The 16,891-nt window shown below is 72.4% G+C and carries 20 protein-coding genes; 5 read left to right on the forward strand and 15 right to left on the reverse strand.

Going from position 1 to position 16,891, the window contains the following annotated elements:
- Positions 1-66: 66 nt before the first annotated feature.
- On the reverse strand, positions 67-735 hold the full coding sequence (locus OG534_RS02200) for a hypothetical protein (RefSeq protein WP_326586363.1): 669 nt from the start codon (positions 733-735) through the stop codon (positions 67-69).
- A gap of 106 nt (positions 736-841) precedes the next feature.
- Complete coding sequence (locus OG534_RS02205; RefSeq protein WP_442807206.1) at positions 842-1,786, reverse strand: DUF5937 family protein; 945 nt, start codon at positions 1,784-1,786, stop codon at positions 842-844.
- Positions 1,787-1,898: 112 nt separating this feature from the next.
- Between OG534_RS02205 and OG534_RS02210 the strand changes: the two genes are divergently transcribed.
- The gene (locus tag OG534_RS02210; protein WP_326586364.1) at positions 1,899-2,807 is read left to right on the forward strand and encodes an oxidoreductase; all 909 of its coding nucleotides are present in this window, start codon (positions 1,899-1,901) and stop codon (positions 2,805-2,807) included.
- Positions 2,808-2,912: 105 nt separating this feature from the next.
- On the opposite strand, the gene OG534_RS02215 is transcribed toward OG534_RS02210, so the two are convergent.
- Positions 2,913-3,161, reverse strand: coding sequence for a hypothetical protein (locus tag OG534_RS02215; protein ID WP_326586365.1), 249 nt, complete (start codon positions 3,159-3,161; stop codon positions 2,913-2,915).
- 44 nt (positions 3,162-3,205) lie between these two features.
- The gene (locus OG534_RS02220; protein ID WP_326586366.1) at positions 3,206-3,712 is read right to left on the reverse strand and encodes a hypothetical protein; all 507 of its coding nucleotides are present in this window, start codon (positions 3,710-3,712) and stop codon (positions 3,206-3,208) included.
- Positions 3,713-3,990: 278 nt separating this feature from the next.
- On the opposite strand from OG534_RS02220, the gene OG534_RS02225 reads away from it, so the two are divergent.
- Positions 3,991-4,365 carry a toxin Doc gene (locus tag OG534_RS02225; RefSeq protein WP_326586367.1) on the forward strand — a complete coding sequence of 125 codons (375 nt, stop codon included), beginning with the start codon at positions 3,991-3,993 and terminating at the stop codon, positions 4,363-4,365.
- Between the two features lie 78 nt (positions 4,366-4,443).
- Here OG534_RS02225 and OG534_RS02230 read toward each other — a convergent pair whose 3' ends face one another.
- The 10 genes from OG534_RS02230 to OG534_RS02275 all read right to left on the reverse strand — a co-directional run bounded on the left by OG534_RS02230 (position 4,444) and on the right by OG534_RS02275 (position 12,295).
- A complete protein-coding gene (locus tag OG534_RS02230; protein ID WP_326593422.1) occupies positions 4,444-4,830 on the reverse strand; it encodes a hypothetical protein in 387 nt (128 codons plus the stop codon).
- Positions 4,831-5,142: 312 nt separating this feature from the next.
- Positions 5,143-6,072 (reverse strand): MurR/RpiR family transcriptional regulator, encoded by a 930-nt coding sequence (locus OG534_RS02235; protein ID WP_326586368.1) that lies wholly within the window; start codon positions 6,070-6,072, stop codon positions 5,143-5,145.
- Between the two features lie 64 nt (positions 6,073-6,136).
- Positions 6,137-6,844: an NADPH-dependent FMN reductase gene (locus tag OG534_RS02240; protein ID WP_326586369.1), complete on the reverse strand. Its 708-nt coding sequence runs from the start codon at positions 6,842-6,844 to the stop codon at positions 6,137-6,139.
- 125 nt (positions 6,845-6,969) lie between these two features.
- Positions 6,970-7,302, reverse strand: a complete 333-nt coding sequence (locus tag OG534_RS02245; protein WP_326593423.1) for a TcmI family type II polyketide cyclase — start codon at positions 7,300-7,302, stop codon at positions 6,970-6,972.
- A 29-nt stretch (positions 7,303-7,331) separates the two neighbouring features.
- A complete protein-coding gene (locus OG534_RS02250) occupies positions 7,332-7,811 on the reverse strand; it encodes an SRPBCC family protein (protein WP_326586370.1) in 480 nt (159 codons plus the stop codon).
- A gap of 1 nt (position 7,812) precedes the next feature.
- Positions 7,813-8,067, reverse strand: coding sequence for an acyl carrier protein (locus OG534_RS02255; RefSeq protein ID WP_326586371.1), 255 nt, complete (start codon positions 8,065-8,067; stop codon positions 7,813-7,815).
- Positions 8,068-8,121: 54 nt separating this feature from the next.
- Positions 8,122-9,360, reverse strand: coding sequence for a beta-ketoacyl synthase N-terminal-like domain-containing protein (locus OG534_RS02260; protein WP_326586372.1), 1,239 nt, complete (start codon positions 9,358-9,360; stop codon positions 8,122-8,124).
- Positions 9,357-10,628: a beta-ketoacyl-[acyl-carrier-protein] synthase family protein gene (locus tag OG534_RS02265; RefSeq protein WP_326586373.1), complete on the reverse strand. Its 1,272-nt coding sequence runs from the start codon at positions 10,626-10,628 to the stop codon at positions 9,357-9,359. The genes OG534_RS02260 and OG534_RS02265 overlap by 4 nt, the downstream gene beginning before the upstream one ends.
- Positions 10,625-11,068 carry a cupin domain-containing protein gene (locus OG534_RS02270; RefSeq protein ID WP_326586374.1) on the reverse strand — a complete coding sequence of 148 codons (444 nt, stop codon included), beginning with the start codon at positions 11,066-11,068 and terminating at the stop codon, positions 10,625-10,627. The genes OG534_RS02265 and OG534_RS02270 overlap by 4 nt, the downstream gene beginning before the upstream one ends.
- Positions 11,069-11,197: 129 nt before the next feature.
- Positions 11,198-12,295, reverse strand: a complete 1,098-nt coding sequence (locus OG534_RS02275; protein ID WP_326586375.1) for a SchA/CurD-like domain-containing protein — start codon at positions 12,293-12,295, stop codon at positions 11,198-11,200.
- 275 nt (positions 12,296-12,570) lie between these two features.
- On the opposite strand from OG534_RS02275, the gene OG534_RS02280 reads away from it, so the two are divergent.
- A complete protein-coding gene (locus tag OG534_RS02280; protein ID WP_326586376.1) occupies positions 12,571-14,205 on the forward strand; it encodes an FAD-dependent oxidoreductase in 1,635 nt (544 codons plus the stop codon).
- Positions 14,206-14,255: 50 nt separating this feature from the next.
- On the opposite strand, the gene OG534_RS02285 is transcribed toward OG534_RS02280, so the two are convergent.
- On the reverse strand, positions 14,256-14,606 hold the full coding sequence (locus OG534_RS02285; protein WP_326586377.1) for an acyl-CoA carboxylase epsilon subunit: 351 nt from the start codon (positions 14,604-14,606) through the stop codon (positions 14,256-14,258).
- A gap of 116 nt (positions 14,607-14,722) precedes the next feature.
- Here OG534_RS02285 and OG534_RS02290 point away from each other — a divergent pair, with 116 nt between their 5' ends.
- The gene (locus tag OG534_RS02290) at positions 14,723-15,043 is read left to right on the forward strand and encodes a hypothetical protein (protein ID WP_326586378.1); all 321 of its coding nucleotides are present in this window, start codon (positions 14,723-14,725) and stop codon (positions 15,041-15,043) included.
- 317 nt (positions 15,044-15,360) lie between these two features.
- Positions 15,361-16,806 (forward strand): glycoside hydrolase family 16 protein, encoded by a 1,446-nt coding sequence (locus tag OG534_RS02295; protein ID WP_326586379.1) that lies wholly within the window; start codon positions 15,361-15,363, stop codon positions 16,804-16,806.
- Positions 16,807-16,891: the final 85 nt, after the last annotated feature.

The raw sequence follows: 16,891 nt of genomic DNA on the forward strand, positions 1-16,891 counted from the left end.
TCTCAGCGAACGGGGAGAGCAACAGCTGCTCAGGCGATCCGCGCTTCGCTCGTCAGCCGGACAGACCTAGGCCCGGGTGCAGACGTGGGTGGTGGTGCTGCCCGAGGCTTCGATGTGGCGGACGGTCAGCTTGTTGTCGGCGTAGGTGACCGAGAGGCGCTGGCCGTCGCCCGCGTTCCTGTGGCCCGGCGGCTGCCAGGGGAGCGTGAGTTCGACGCGGTCGCCCACCGTCAGCGGGACCGCGTGGGCCTGGGTGCCCCGCTCGCGGGTCAGTGCCGCCGGGCCTTCGTGGGCCTCGATCGCCAGGACCCCGCTCCCGTGCAGCCGGTAGCCGCCCTGCCAGGTGCCCGCCTTGCCGCCCCATTCGATGGTCCAGGAGTGGAGGTCGACCGTGGCCTTGCCCCGGGCCACGTCGCCGCCCGGCACGGTCGACTCGATGGTCCAGGCGCCCTTGACGAACGCCTCGAAGGAGCGGTCCAGTACGCCCCGCTTGGTGGGGGTGGCCGCGGTGGCGGAGGGCTGCGCGGGCGCCGCCGAGGTCGGGGAAGCGCCCGAGGTCGGGGAAGCCGAGGCCCCGGAGGGAGCGGGGGCGCCGGAAGTGGCCCCCGTGGCCGCCTGCCGGTCCTTGCCCGTGCAGGCCGCGAGCAAGGACGCGCCGACGCCGATGGCCAGGTAGCGCAGCGCGTTGCGCCGGCCGATGATGCCCGCCGCGGTGCGGATGTCACGTACCGTCATTCTTCCCCCGATGAAGATGAGTTGGATCAAAGAGGCAAGTGTACGAGGGGCCCGTGCAGCCTTTCGGTCTCCCCCGGGCCTTGCGCCCCGGGCGGCGGCGGTGCCCTCACGGGCGGGCGGCGAGGAGGGACTCGGCCACGCCGGTGCGGGCGTAGAGCACGGAGCGGCCGGCCCGGTGGGCGCTGACCAGACCCGCGTCGCGCAGTGCGGTGAGGCACTGGGACACCCCGGCGGCCGAGAGCCCCGTACGGCGGGCCAGTTCGGTGGTCGAGGCCGGTGTCTCCAGTTCGGTCAGCAGCAGGGTCCGGGAGCGGCCGAGTACGGCGGCCAGGGCCTCGGTCCGGGTGACGGGCCGGGGTTCCCGCAGCGAGCCCGTGCCGCGCGCCGGGTAGGCGAGTTGGGGCGGCTCGGGCGGCGTCACCCGGGTGAACGGGACCGGCCCCGTGAAGGCCGAGGGGATCAGCAGCAGCCCTGCGCCCGCCGTCGTCCGGGACAGGGGCCGGTGGCGGCGGTCCAGCCGGAGCGCGTTGTCGTCCCGGCTCACCGAGGGGTGCAGAGCGTTGAAGAGACGGCCCGCGCCGTGCTCGGCGACCCGTCGGGACCGGTGGAAGACGTCGGCTTCGAGTACCGCCCGGATCCGTGCCCAGTAGGGCGCGAGCGCCAGCTCCCAGTAGGTCTCGATCTCTTCCGTGACCCGGCCCAGGCGGGCCCGCGGTTCGGCGTACAGGGTCCGCGCCCGCGGGCCGAGGCCTCCCTGCTCCTGCCCGAGGCGGTCGAGCTCCCGGCGTACCCGGTCGGCGGGAGAGGCCCGGATCCCGGCGAGCTCCTCGGCCAGGTCCGGAGCCGGCCCGGTCGGCGCCGGGTTGAGGAAGTCCGGCACGTACCCCGAGGGCGGGATCAGCTCGGCCAGCCAGCCCCGGTCCAGGCCGGCGGCCGCCAGCCGCGGCCGTACCTGCGCTGCCCAGGGCCGGTGCACGAGGGGTGTGGACCCGGAGCGCAGCAGCCGGAAGCTGGGCCCGACCTCCCACATCGGCGACACGGCGAACCGCATCTGCGCCAGATCACTCACCGAGAAGGACAACTCCGCCAGCACAGCCACCCCGTGGATTCGCACATGCCTGAATCAATGGCCTGGCAGCGTACCCGGTGGCGATCATCCGGGCATGACCTCACAGACCATCACCGCTGCGGCATCCGGCACGTGGACACTCGGCGACGTGGAGATCAACCGCATCGGCTTCGGCGCGATGCGCCTGACGCAGCAGGGCGAGGCCTTCGCGGACGACGCCGTGGCGAGCGACCGCGGCCGGGCGATCGGCGTGCTGCGCCGCGCGGTCGAGCTGGGCGTGAACCACATCGACACCGCCGCGTTCTACTTCTCGCCGCTGCGCTCCGCCAACGAGCTGATCAACCGGGCGCTGGCGCCCTATCCGGAGGACCTCGTGATCACCACCAAGGTCGGGCCCGGCCGCGGCCCGTCCGGGACGTGGCTTCCCCACGCCTCCCCCGGGCAGCTGCGCGCCCAGGTCGAGGAGAACCTGCGCCAGCTCGGCCGTGACCACCTCGACGTGGTGAACCTGCGCGTCGTCGGAACCGATTCCCTCGCGGAGCGCTTCGGAGAGCTGGCCCGGCTCCGCGATACCGGCCTCATCCGCCACCTGGGGATCTCCAACGTCACCCCCGAGCACCTCGCCGAGGCCCGGGCCATCGCGCCGGTGGTCTGCGTGCAGAACATGTACGGGATCGGCGTGCGGCCCGAGCAGGACGCGTTGCTGCACACCTGCGGCGAGCAGGGGATCGCGTTCGTGCCGTTCTACTCCATCGCCGCCGCCGGAGGGCAGGCGGGCGCGAGCGGCGCCGAGAGCGAGGAGGTGCGTGCCGTCGCGCGGGCGCACGGGGCGAGCCCGGCGCAGGTACGGCTGGCGTGGACGCTCCACCGGGGGCCGCACGTGCTGGCCATCCCCGGTACCGGCAACCCCGGCCACCTGGACGCGAACGTGGCCGCCGGAGCGCTGCGCCTCTCCGCGGACGATCTGGCCGTCCTGGAAGCCCTCCACCGGGGCACGGCGTGAGCCGAGGGCGGCGTAAGCAGCGGGCGGCGTAAGCCGAGCGATCGGGCCACCGCCGCCGAGGGTCCGGACGCCGGCCCCGCGGGCGTCGCGCGGGGACGGCGGCCGTCAGGGGAGGTCGTCGGTCGGCGGGTCCGCCTCGTACACGTGGGGGGTGTCCCCTTCCCACTCCACCAGCTCGATGCCGCTGAGGACCACGTCGTCGGGGTCCGGCATGCCGGCGCGCCGCAGGAACTCGATGACGTCCTCGTCCGAGCGGGCGAGGCCGAGGGACTCTTCTCCGCTCGGGGTCCGCAGGGTCACCTGCCGGCCTCCCGACGGGAAGATCCGGTGCACGACGACGGGCGCATGATGCATACCCCCAGCCTCGCTCCGCCGGCCCGGCCCGGCACCCCGGGGGCTCAGGGCGTACGGCCGACGGTGGCGGCGCCGTCCGACGCGGCCGGGATGCGGAACATCGAGGGGTCCGGGTAGGTCGCCTTCTCGGCCCGCACGACCTCCTCGATCTCCGCCCTGAAGGCGGGCTCGAAGAAGTCGACGGCCAGCAGGAGCCGCAGTCCCCGCAGGGTCGGGTCGAGCAGCGGGCGGGCCATCCGGGCCCCGCCTCCGGCGAGGCCGGTGAATCCGGCCCGCGCGGTCGTCGATCTCCCGCTCACGCGGTCCTCGAGTCCGGCGGCCGCGTACCCGGCGATCAGCGCGAGTTCGGTGAGGAACTTCCGGGTGCCGAGGGCCATCTCCTCGGCACCCTGCAGGGTCTGGACGGAGCCGCCCGCCACCTTGAAGTCGTCGCTGTTGCGCTTGAGGCCGCGCGCCTCGTACACGGCGTGCGCCTCCTCGAAGAGCCGCCCCGCCTCGTCGACCGCCTTCATCGCCGTCACCAGCTGGTCGATGTCGATCTCGCGCTTCACGCTGCCTCCTGGTCCGGAACTGTGGTGCACAGACCGTAGGAGGCAAAGCGTCCCCGGCGGAACACCCCTGCGCCGGTCAGATCTCGCGGCCGCCGGCGCCGCCCGGGGGTCCTTCTCGCGGCCCCGGATCCAACTCGCCCTGCCCTCTTGCGGCTTGGTTCCGGGACGGGCCGAACCGCCCCTGGCCCCCCGTGCCGCCCGAGGCGTACGTTCCGCGCGGATCCCCACCCGGGGCGAAACGCCCCGCGGCCGGGCCTCGGGCGGGGATACTCGGACGCGTGGAACTGCACATCGATCACCGCTGGCTGTTGGAGCGGCAGGAGGCGCTGTTCAAGGACGTGGAGGTGGCCGACCACTCCGCCCTGGTCGCCGCCGTCGCCCGGCACCGGGTGAACACGCCCAGCCTGGAAGTGGACGACCCCGACGCCTACTGGCGTGCGGCCGCCCTGCTCGACGCGATCGTCCTGCTGCGGCCGCTCCCCGACTCGAACGAGTACTTCGCCTACGGGGTGGCCGTCGCGTACATCGAGGCCTCCGGCAAGGCGGTGGAGGCCTCGTACGAGCAGTGGCGCGACCTCATCACCGACATCCGCATGCTGCGCGTGAACGTCTTCGGCGTGGCCGCCCGGCTCCGCTCCTGGCAACCCGCCTAGGACCCGACCGAGCCGGACCGGTCCGGGCCCGTCGTACGGGCCGTCGTACGGACCCGCCGCCCAGGCCCGTCCGCGCCCTCAGCGCCGGCGCTGGGCCGGGGTGCCCACGAGGAGCGCGTCGGAGACGAGCCGCGCGCCGCGGGCGAGGCGGCTGAGCTGCTCCAGCTCCACCGCGTACATCTTGATCGAGTTCTCGATGACCGATTCGGCTATGCCCATCGTCGGCAGTTCCGCGCGGCTGGTCTGCAGGGCCGTCCGCACGGCGCGCATCTCGTGCTGCAGCTGGAGCTGGACGTGCCGGGCCAGGAGCGCGTGGTGGCGGGTCAGGGTGAGGTAGCCGCCGTAGCGGGCCGGGAGGAGGTCCCGCAGCCAGCGCGTGGCCGTGCGTTCCCAGTCGTGCGTCCCGGGCGCCTTGACCTGCATGGGCCAGTCCGGGCTGAGCGTAAACGTGGCCGTCTGGGGCATTCTCGTCACTTCCGAGTGGTGTCGAAGCTCTGATCGAGACGTTCTGGGGGCGGCCTCGGCCCAGGGGTTGACCGAGGCCGCCATGGGCGCTCTGCAGGATCCGAAAGCCTGGACTCGACACGCGGTCGCGACGTGAGGAGGTTCGTCGTGCCGCGCGTACGTTCGGAAGGACGTGGGGACGTCCTCCTTGGCATCTGGTGGATCAGGAGCGCCGTCGTCAGTAAACATATATACCGTCGAGTAAGCAAGAGTATGAAAAATTTCATGCACCTCGACGGCTGAATATCCCCTGGTGGAGTCGACTGGAATGCCCTAGAGGAAGAAGCCGTGCTGATCGGCCACGTGCTCGTAGTCCTCCAGGCGCGCCTGCGTCCGCTCGGGGTCCGCGTCGGCCATCGCCTGCAGCAGGGCCGCGGACAGCATCCCGGGCGCCGCGTACGAGTCGAACACCAGGCGGGACCCCGTCCCCGCCGTCAGGGCCACGTCCGCCTCGTCCACCAGCGGCCCCAGGGTGGTATCCGTGATCAGGACCACACGCAGCCCCGTGCTCCGGGCGGCCCGGATGGCGGCCAGGGTCTCCTTGGCGTGCCGCGGCATGGCGAAGGCCAGGACCCAGGTGCCGCCGGCCGCCCTGGACTGGAGCAGCGCGTCGAAGGCGACGCTGCCGCCGCGCGTCACCAGCCGAACGTCGGGGTGGATGCGCCGGGCGGCGTAGGCGAAGTACTCCGCCAGGGAGACCGAGATCCGCAGGCCGAGGATGGTCAGCGGCACCGAGGCGGCCAGTTCGCGGCCGATGTCCAGCACCTGGTTGGTGTCGGCGAGCAGCCGGCGCACGTTCTCCAGGTTCTCGATCTCCGCGTCGACGGCCGCCTGGAGCTCATTGCGGCGGATCTGCTCGCGGGTGTCCGTGGCGCCGGCGACCGCGCTCAGCGCGATCGGCTGGAGCACGTCGCGCAGGGCGGGGTAGCCGCTGAATCCGAGGGAGGCGGCGAACCGGGTGACGGAGGGCTGGCTCACGCCCACCCGTTCGGCGAGCTCGGTGATCGAGAGGAACGCGGCCTCGGTGAGGTGGTCGATCAGGTACTGGGCGATGCGGCGCTGGCCCGGTGACAGGCGGCGGCCGTCGAAGAGCGCGAGGAGCCGGTCGGCCGGAGGGCGGACCTCTTCGGACGACTGACCGCTCGGCTGGCCGCTCGGCGTGATCGCAGCCGCCTGCGCGCGTGCCCGCTGCCCCGATGACACCGGAGGGCCTCCTTCTCACGTCACTCGCGCTCCAACATAGCTCACGCCCTGTGGCCGATGATGATCAGTCCTGGGCGCGGGAGGTCACCGGGGCGTCGGTGCGGTCGCCCAGGAACTCGTACCAGCGGCGCTGCAGGCACAGGTAGCGGGTGTCGGCCTCGACGAGGTCGAGGAAGGAGCCGATCGTCGCGTTGAGCCGTTCGTCGAGTTCCCGGTCGGCGAGTGCGCTCTCCTCGGTGAACGCGTGGTGGGCGTTGGCGAGGCTGAACATGTCGGGGTAGACGCGGGCGCCGAGGTGTTCCAGCGGTACGCGCAGGGCCCAGAGGCCGCGGTTGCCGCCGACCATCGAGGGCGAGGCGGACACCAGCAGCGTCTGCTTGTCCTTGAAGGGCTGCGGGCTGTAGCGGGAGACCCAGTCGATGGCGTTCTTCAGCGCGCCCGGGACGGAGGCGTTGTACTCGGGCGAGGAGATGATCAGCGCCTGCGCGTCCTCGATCCGCCGGCAGAGGTCCAGGGCGGCCTTCGGCAGCCCCTCGTCGGCCTCCGCGTCCCCGTCGTACGACGACATCGGGAAGTCACCGAGCGTGGCGGCTTCCGCGACGGCGCCGGCCCGGCCCACCTGGGCGGCGACCAGTGCCGCGAGCCGGGCGTTGACCGAGCCGGTGCGGGAGGAGCCGGACAGGACGAGCACGCGCAGGGAGGTCTGGGCGTGCTCGTCGTCGTGCGGACGGGCCGGATCCGCCGGGAAGCGGTCGTTGTCTGTCGGGTTCATGCCGGTCTCCTGCTCTCTGCGCTCTGTTCTCGGTTCTCTGCGCTCTCGGGCACCTGCTGCGGGGTCCTCGGCACGCGCGGCGGGACCCGCACACTCCGGTGTGCGGGTCCCGTCCGGGCCGCGGGTCACTTCGCGCCGGGGTTCTCCCAGCGGTAGAACTCGTGGGCCATGGCGTCCTTCGGGCTGCGCCAGGTCTCCGGGTTGTGCGGGCTGACGTAGGCGGTGAGCCGGTCGCTGAGGTCCCGGAACTCCGGGTGGCCGGTGACCTTCGCGATGGCCGGGCCGGGCGGCCGGTCCGCCTCGATCAGGTGCATGTAGACGTCGCCGAACTGGAACAGGCTGCGGCGCGAGACCCCTACCAGGTGCGGCAGTTCGCCCGCGTCCGAGCTCGCGAAGAGCTCGGCGATGTCGGGCGCCGATCCCGGCGCCATGCGGGCGACGATGAGGGCGCGGTGCATCTGGTTCATCCGGGTGGTTGCCTTTCGCTTCAGAGACGGCTGACGGCGGGAGTGCGGTTCTCGCGCTCGCGCTGCTCGATCTTGTCCCGGATGAGCGCCATCTGGATCGGGGAGTTGCGGTTGATGTTGTCGGTCATCCACACGTCGTCGACGGGTGCGTCGGGCTTCATCGCGAAGTCTTGGGTCCACTTCATCCGGGTGCCGCCGGGCACCTTGAAGTACTGCCAGTGGATGTCCATGTGCGCGAACGGGCCGGTCTCCACCCGCCGGGCCCGGACCGAGAGGGTCTTGCGGTCGACGGTGCGCTCCGAGACCCAGCTCCACACCTTGCCGTTCTCGTCGGGGTGCATCGTCAGGCGGAACCGGGTGGTGTCGCCCTCCTGTTCGAGGATCTCCAGCGACGCGTACTCGCTGAACAGCTGCGGCCAGCTCGGGAGGTCGTTGGTCATCTCCCACACGACGTCCACGGGCGCGTTGACGGTGATCTCGTTCTCGGTGTGTCCTGGCATCTCAGGCTCCGGTCATCAGGCTGTTGTTGACGAGGTCGAGGAATTCCCCGGGGGTCTTGCAGCGGTCGGCTTCGGTGGGCAGTGCCCGCCCGCGCCGGTTCTCCAGTTCGCCGACGATGCCGAGCAGGCCCAGCGAATCGAGGCCGTACTCGTCGAACGCCGAGTCCGGTCGTCGCGCCATGTCGGCGGGGTCGACGGTGATGCCGGCGGTCTTCATCAGCACCGCCAGCTCCTCCAGGGTCAGTCGGTCGGACATGCGGGGTCTCTCTTCCTGTGAGGGGACTGCACGGGTCCCGCCGGACCACTCCGACTACGTGGTCGCCGGGGAGCCTTTGCGGAGGACGAGCGCGGAGTTCGATCCCATCCGGCCGCGGCTGAGGACGAGCGCGGTGCGCAGCTCCGCGGGGCGGGCGCTGCCGGTCACCACGTCGAGGTCGTGGCACACGTCGTAGACGTTCGGGGTCGGCGGGATAACGCCGTGCTCCAGGGCCAGGACCGCGGCCGCCGTGTCGAGGGCGGGCGCCGCGCAGTAGGCCCTGCCGGTACCGGACTTGGGCGCCGTGACCGGTACCTTCCGTCCGTGTCCGCCAAGGGCGTCGGCGATGGCGGCCGCCTCCGCCGCGTCGGCCTCCGGGGTCCCGAGGGCGTCGGCGAAGACCACGTCGACCTCCTCGGGGGCGCATCCGGCTTCCCGGAGGGCGCCGCGGATGGCGTGGGCCAGCCCCTCGCCGGACTCCTCCCGTCGCCGGGTGCCGGTGAAGGTCGCGGCGTGGCCGGCCAGGACCGCGCGGACGGTGGCCCCGCGGCGGCGGACCTCCTCCTCGTCCTCGACGACGAACATCGCGCCGCCCTCGGCGGGGACGAACCCGCAGGCCTTCGCGGTGAACGGCCGGTAGGCGCGCTCCGGGTCGTCCAGGGTGCTCAGTCCCTCGTACTCCAGCTGGCAGACGATGGAGTACGGCGCGAGGGGTGCCTCCGTGGCCCCGACCAGCATGGCCCGGCTGCCCTGGCGGATCGCCCGGGCGGCGTGCGCGAAGGCGTCCAGTCCGCCCGCCTCGTCGCTGCACACGACACCGCAGGGGCCCTTGAGCCCGCGCCGGATGGAGATCTGGCCGGTGCTCGCCGCGTAGAACCAGGCGATCGACTGGTACGGGCCCACGAACCGCGGTCCCTGCTCCCAGAGGTGCTGCAGTTCGCGCTGGCCGAACTCGCCGCCGCCGGAGCCGGCGGCGGTGACGACGCCCACGGAGAAGGGATCGCCCTCGTAGTCGGCCCGGCCGAGCCGGGCGTCCACCAGGGCCAGGTCGGCCGCGGCCAGGGCGTGGTGGGTGAAGCGGTCGGTCTGGACGAGGAAGCGGTCCTCGACCATGGCGGCCGGATCGAAGCCCCGGACCTCGCCCGCGACGCGCAGCGGCAGGTGCTCGCACCCGGCCCTGGTGACGCGGTCCAGCACGCTGGCGCCGGACTGGGTCGCCTTCCAGAAGGCGTCGGCGCCCACGCCGTTGGGCGCGATGACCCCGATGCCCGTGATGACCGTACGGCTGGTCACGAGACCTCCTCCTTCGGCCGGGTCATGACGACGGCGGACTGGAAGCCGCCGAAGCCGCTGCCCACGGAGAGCACGCTGCGCAGTTTCCGGCCTCGGGCGACGCGGGGCACGTAGTCCAGGTCGCACTCGGGGTCGGGCGTCTCGTAGTTCGCGGTCGGCGGTACCACCTGGTGGGTCATGGCGAGTACGCAGGCCGCGAGTTCGATCGCTCCGATGGCGCCGAGGGAGTGACCCACCATGGATTTGATGGAGGTCATCGGCGTCTTGTACGCGTGGTCGCCCAGGACCCGCTTGACCGCCGCCGTCTCGTGGCGGTCGTTCTGCTTGGTACCGGAACCGTGCGCGTTGACGTAGTCGATCTCGTCGGCGCGGATCCCGGCCTGGGCGAGGGCGGTTTCGATGGCCCGGGCCATCTCCAGGCCCTCGGCGGTCAGCCCGGTCATGTGGTGGGCGTTGCCGAAGGTGGCGTAGCCGCCGATCTCGCAGTAGACGGTCGCACCGCGGGCGCGGGCGTGTTCCAGCTCTTCGAGAACGAGGACGGCGCCGCCTTCGCCGAGGACGAACCCGTCCCGGTCGGCGTCGAACGGCCGGGAGGCGTGGGCCGGGTCGTCGTTGTTCGGCGAGGTGGCCTTGATGGCGTCGAAGCAGGCCACGGTGATCGGCGATATGGGTGAGTCGGACGCGCCCGCGATGCACACGTCCATCCGGCCCTCCGCGATGGAGTGGACGGCGTACCCGATGGCGTCGAGTCCGGAGGTGCAGCCGGTGGAGACCGTCTGGACCGGGCCGCGTGCACCCGTCTCCTCCGCGACGGCGGAGGCGAGGGTGGCGGGCGTGAACGCCCGGTGCAGGTGGGGCCCGGCGCGCTTCTCGTCCACGTCCCACCAGGCGCCGGACTGGCTCACGGCGACGTAGTCGTGCTCCAGCCGGGTGGTTCCGCCGACGGCCGTGCCGAGGGACACGCCGGTCCGCCAGGCCTCGTCCGTGGTGAGGTCGAGGCCCGCGTCGCGGATGGCCTCACGGGCGGCGACCAGGGCGAACTGGATGTACCGGTCCGCCCGGGCCGCTTCGCCCTCGCCGAGGCCGTGCGCGGCGGGGTCGAAGTCGACCTCCGCGGCTATCCGGGAGCGGAATCCCGTCGGGTCGAAAAGGCTGATGGCCCGTGTCGCCGTCCGGCCGTTGGACAGCAGGTCCCAGAAGTCGCGGACGCCGATACCGCCGGGTGCGACGACTCCGACTCCGGTGACGGCCACCCGCCGGCGGTTCACGAGCCCACCCCCGTACGGTCCGGCGGCTGCTCCCAGGCGGTGCCCTCCGGGTGCGGGGCCTGCTCGGTGTCGACGTGCCCGAGTTCGGGGCGCGGGGCGAGCGGGCCGAGGTGGAAGACCATGCGGGCCTCGGTGTCCCCGACGTTGCGGAACCGGTGGCGCACGTTGAGGGGGACCAACAGCCCCTGGTCGGTGCGCAGCGGGTGGGTCTCGCCGTCGAGGTCGACCTCCAGCCGGCCGCTGACCACGTACACGAACTCCTCGGAGTACGGGTGGTAGTGCTCGGCGATCGACTCCCCGGGGGCCATGAGAGCCAGGCCCATGAAGCCGCTGGTGGAACCCACGGAGGTCGGGGTGAGCACCGCCCTCAGGTCACCGCCGCGCCGGCGGTTCGGCGGCGTCTCGCTGAGGTCCACGATGCGTGGGCGCTGTCTGGTCATGGCGGGTTCCTCCTGGCGTGTGGGCAGAGCCTGGACGCGGATGCGGGGATGGGACGGGGGGTGGAACGGGGAGGGGACGGGGATGGGTCCGGACGGGTGGACCGGGTCCGGACGGGTGGACCGGGAGGATCAGGACTGCGCGGGGGCCCGGCGGTCGGTGATCAGGTTCATGGTGTGGTGCGGGGCGCGGACCCGCCCGTCGGCCGGGACCGTCAGCCGGTCGAGCACCGCCGCCTTGCGCGGCCCGAAGACGCCGAAGGTGGTCTCGGGCTCGGCGTCGAGCGGGCCGCGCACGTCGATGAGGCGGACGACGATGTCGTCGCGCTGGAAGATGCTGCTGCTCCGAACGGGGCTCGCCGGGCGGTGTGCGGCCGCCTCGTCCTGCCGGGCGAGGAACTTGGCGAGGGCCGTCCCCAGGCCGGGCTTGGCCTGGTAGAAGAGCGCGTGCCGCTGCACGTCGGCGGATTCGGGCTCCGGTGCGGTGATGTGGTGGACCGCCGGGAGCGCGGCGCGCATGAAGAACATCCGGGCGGACTCGGGGTCGTTCAGGTTCCGGTCCTGTTCGAGGTAGGGGTTGATGGCCTCCTCGACCGCGCGTACCTCGGGCTGCTCGGAGACGTGCCGCAGGGCCGTGACCAGGTCGCCCTGGACCTCGACCGTCCGTACGACCCGGTTGCCGTGCATGAAGAGCGACGTGCGGCACAGGCGGGTGTGGTCGTCGACACGGGCCGCCGGGGAGGCGTAGCTGGAGAGGATGCCCGCCACCTGCTTCTCGCTGCCCGGCTTGACCGTGAAGGTGAGGGCGTGGCGCACGATGCCGGCGCCCAGGCGCGGGTTGGACTGGAGGCGCGCCGTGACGGGGCGGGCCGCCTGGTCGTAGCCCCGGCCGGTCTCGCGCAGGACGGTGAACTTGAGCGGGCGCATGGTGCGGGCGCACGCGCCCAGCGGCTTCACCTGTTCGGCGTGGTGCTCGCTGTTGACCCACGCGAGGTATTGCGGGGCGCTTTCCCACTCACTGGTGATGAGCCACTGCGAAGGGTCCTCGAAGGACTGGCACAGCTGATCGCTGATGTGGCCCGGGACCGACGCGATGTCGTGGCGGAGCTGCTCGTACGCCTCGAAGAACCTCTGCTGGGTCCCCTCGTGGAGATCCATCAGCAGGACGACCCGGAGCATGGAGCCGTCGAAGGCTGACTGCGACACCCGTTCGGACAGGGTGGTTGTCATCTACTCACTCCTTCATGAGGGGGTGGAGATCCATCGCGTACGGACCCCTCGTCCGTCACCGGTGGCGACCACCCGGGGCCGGCGGCCGCCTCCGGAGGGGACGGCAGGCCGGCGCGTCTCAGGGGAGCCGCTGTCGCTCATCGTCATCCGGGTGGCGACGTACCGCTACATGTCCGGATCAAGCGGGTGACAACCGGCGAATCAACCGGGCCTTATCTCGGATCGGGGGCATAAAGAGTTCACTCCCCCACACAGAAAACAGGAGCCCGCAGCTGATGGAAGACAACGCCGATGTTCGCGTACCGGTTCTCGTCGTGGGCGGCTCCCTCGTGGGCCTGTCCACCTCGCTTTTCCTGAGCCGCCACGGAGTGAGGCACCTGCTGGTCGAGAAGCACTCCGGTACCTCCCCGCACCCGCGGGGCCGCGGCATCAACGCCCGGACCATGGAGCTCTTCCGCACGGCGGGGGCGGAGCGCGCGATCCGCCAGGCGGCGTCCGTACTGGAGGGCATTGAGGGCATTCTGCAAGCCCGTTCACTGACCGACAGGAGCGACCACAACTGGCTGATCAAGTCGATCGATCCGTCCGGGGCGCTGGCCCGCTTCAGCCCGACCGGCTGGTGCCTGTGCAGCCAGAACAACATCGAGCCGGTGCTGGCGGCGCAGAGCCGCGCACAGGGCGCCGAGATCCGGTTCTCCACCGAACTGATGAGCTTCGACCAGGACGCCACGGGAGTGAACGCCGTGGTGAAGGACCGCAAGACGGGCGAGCACGTCACGGTGCGCTCCGACTTCCTGATCGCGGCGGACGGCCCGCGCAGTCCCGTCAGGGAAGCCCTCCGGATCCCCCAGACGGGTAACGGCGAGCTGTTCCACAACGTCAGCGTCACCTTCCGCTCGGAGCGGCTCGTCGAGGTGCTGGACGACCTGCGCTTCATCGTCTGCTACCTGATGCGGCCGGGAGCGGACGGGGCGCTGCTGCCGGTGGACAACCAGACCCAGTGGGTCTTCCACGCCCCGTGGCACCCGGACCAGGGCGAGACCCTGGAGGACTTCACCGACGAGCGGTGCGTGAAGCAGATCCGCGAGGCGATCGGCGTACCCGACCTGGACGTGCAGATCGGCGGCAAGGCGCCGTGGCATGCCGCCGAACGGGTGGCCGAACGGTACTCGGCCGGCCGGGTGTTCCTGGCCGGTGACGCGGCCCACGAGATGTGCCCCACCGGCGCCTTCGGCTCCAACACGGGCATCCAGGACGCGCACAACCTGGCGTGGAAGATCGCCGCGGTGCTGGAGGGGTCGGCCGGCATGGAGCTGCTCGACACCTACGAGGCCGAGCGGCTGCCGGTCGCCCGGGCCACCAGCGAGCGGGCGTCGGCCCGTTCGGCGGAACACAGCCACCCCGGGTACGCGCCGCCGCCCACCATGGGCGGCGGGCCGGGCAGCGGTGTCCTCACCACGGCGATGGGCTACTGCTACCCGCAGGGCGCGCTCGTGGGCGCCGAGCCCGGGCGGCCCGTCATCCCGGAGACGCTGAAGATGACCGGCGCCACCGGGACCCGGGCCCCGCACATGTGGCTGACCAGGGCCGGTGAGCGGGTCTCCACCCTGGACCTGTACGAATGCTCGTTCGTGCTGCTCAGCGGCGCGGGAACGCCGTGGCAGGAGGCCGCGGAGCAGGTGGCCGAGGAACTGCCGGCGCGGCTGGACGCCTACACCATCGGCTCCGGTCCGGACGCGGACCTGGTCCAGGAGGGCGACGCCGACTGGACCGAGGTCCACCGGATGAACGCCGAGGGCGCCGTGCTCGTACGGCCGGACGGGTTCGTCGCGTGGCGCTCCGAGGGCGCCGTGGCCGATCCCCGCGCGACCCTGTACGAGGTCCTCTCGACGGTGCTGCGCCGGGCGTGACCACCTCGTCCCCCCTTCCGCCGGCCGTGCGTGCGGCCGGCGGAAGGGGTTCAGCGGCAGGCCCAGCAGCCTGCCCAGCAGCCGGCGTCCGACCGGACGGTGCGGCGGCGGCCGGACCCGGAGCCGGCGCCGCTCGTGGCGTCGTGCTCACGGTCACGGTCGCGGGAGGTCCGATGGGCGTAACACGCGATGATGACTGCGATCGCGGCCAGTTCCTCAGGGGCGGCCATGCCCCTCTCCACACGCAGCAGGCTCGCTATCGGGACATCGTTCGACATCGGCACGGCCTCTCTCACGGGGGCTGCGCGTGCGCCCAGTCGCGTCGAGAGGGGCGGACCGGTTCGGCGCCAACGCGGGCGGCACACGGATGGCACGGCGCGCTGACGGGACGTGTTCCGCATGCGCGAACCGGCCGGGGGACTCCTGTCGGATCACCAGGACTCCTGTCGCGACCGACGCTACAAGCGCGCGGCGGACCCGGCACGCCGGCGAAGAACGCGGTCCGCTCCTCCGCGCCGTGCTCCGGGCGGAGTTCGGGCCGCGGTTCGGGCCGCAGTTCGGTCCGCAGTTCGGTCCGCGCCGTTCCCGCGGCCCCGGCGCTCCCGCCGGACCGGCCGTGACCGGCCACCGGTCCCTGCTCTGCCGGGGCTGCTCCGGCCACCTGTACGCCGTCTGCACCGTGGACCACGCGGGCGGGAACGTGGTCGGCCAGTGGGAGGTCGACCACGAGACGACGCCCGTGCCGTGCCCGCTGGCCGGGCTGCTGCCGCTGACCGGGACGGCGGCGTCCGTCCACGACCTCCCCGGTGCCGAGGAGGTGCTCGGCCCGCAGCGTTGAGGCGCGGCGGATTGGGCCGCACGGGTGAAACCGCCGTCCACCGCCGCCGGGTTCCCGGCGGCGGGATCGCGGCGGCGGGATCGCGGCGGCGGGATCGCGGCGGCGCTCGGCGATTCTCGGCGACCCGCGTTCACTGGTTGAACTCCCTCTCGCCACAAGCCCTTTCCCGGTTCCATCTCTTGACGCCCGCGAGGGCGCGGAGCACAGTGTCCAGCGGCCGCCGTCTTGAGAGCGCTCTCAAGACGGTGGCTCTCGGAACGACGACCCTTGGCTCCTCCCCCGCACCGCGCTCCATCCGCGCTTCAGAGAGGGCATCCATGCGTGAGATATCCGGCAGTAGGCGACCCACGGTCCGGCGGGCCGTCCTGGCCGCGCTGAGCACGATCGCCGTGGTCGCGGCGGCCGCCGCCGGCGTCACCCTGCCCGCGAACGCCGCGGCTCCCCCCGCACCGGCCGGCTGGTCCCGGGTGTTCCTGGACGACTTCGACGGACCCGCCGGATCCGGGGTGAACACCGCCGACTGGCAGTACACCACCGGCACCAGCTACCCGGGCGGACCCGCCAACTTCGGTACCGGCGAGATCGAGACGATGACCGCCGACCCGTCCAACGTCTCCCTCGACGGCGCGGGCAACCTGCGCATCACGCCGCGGCGGGACGCCGCCGGCAACTGGACGTCCGGCCGCATCGAGACCCGGCGGGACGACTTCCAGCCCCCGGCGGGCGGCACGCTCCGCACCGAGGCGCGCATCCAGATGCCGAACGTGACCGGCCCGGCGGCCAAGGGCTACTGGCCGGCGTTCTGGATGCTCGGCACCCCCTACCGGGGCAACTGGTGGAACTGGCCCGGCATCGGTGAGATCGACATCCTGGAGAACGTCCAGGGCATCAACACCGTCTGGGCCACCCTGCACTGCGGCACGAGCCCCGGCGGCCCCTGCAACGAGACGTCCGGCATCGGCGGACAGCAGGTGTGCCCGGGCACGAGCTGCCAGGCCGGCTTCCACACCTACGCCGTGGAGTGGGACCGCTCGACCGCGGTCGAGGAGATGCGCTTCTCCGTCGACGGCATCACCTTCCACACCGTGCGGGCGAACCAGGTGGACGCGGCCACCTGGACCAACGCCACGAACCACGGCTACTTCATCATCCTCAACGTGGCCATGGGCGGTGGCTTCCCCGACGCCTTCGGCGGCGGTCCCGACGCGGGCACCGAGCCCGGCCATCCCATGGTCGTCGACTACGTGTCCGTCCTCCGGTCGACCGGAGGCACGACCCCGCCCACCACACCGCCCACCACACCGCCGACGACGCCTCCCACGACGCCCCCGACCACCCCGCCGCCCGGCAACCGCGACGCGTACACCGCGATCCAGGCCGAGTCGTACGACGGCCAGGCGGGCGTGGTCAAGGAGACCACCGCGGACACCGGCGGCGGCCAGGACATCACGACGATCGGCAACGGCGACTGGGCGCTGTTCAGGGGCGTCGACTTCGGTTCCACACCGGCGAGGCAGTTCTACGGGCGGGTGGCGAGCGGCGCGGCCGGCGGGGTCAGCGGGCTCGTCGAGGTACGGCTCGGCAGCCGGACCTCGGCGCCGGTCGGGAGCTTCTCGATCGCGGGCACCGGCGGGTGGCAGAGCTGGCGCACCGTCCCCGCGAACCTCACCGCGGTCACGGGCACGCACGACGTCTACCTGACCTTCACCAGCGGCCGGCCCGCCGACTTCGTGAATGTCAACTGGTTCGGCTTCGGGCACTGAGCGGATCGCGGCCCGCCGGGTCCCTGTCCTCGGACGGGAGGGACGGGACACGGCACGGGGCGCGGGGCACGGGTGCGGCGCGGAT

This window comes from Streptomyces sp. NBC_01294 (assembly GCF_035917235.1).
GTDB classification, from domain to species: domain Bacteria; phylum Actinomycetota; class Actinomycetes; order Streptomycetales; family Streptomycetaceae; genus Streptomyces; species Streptomyces caledonius.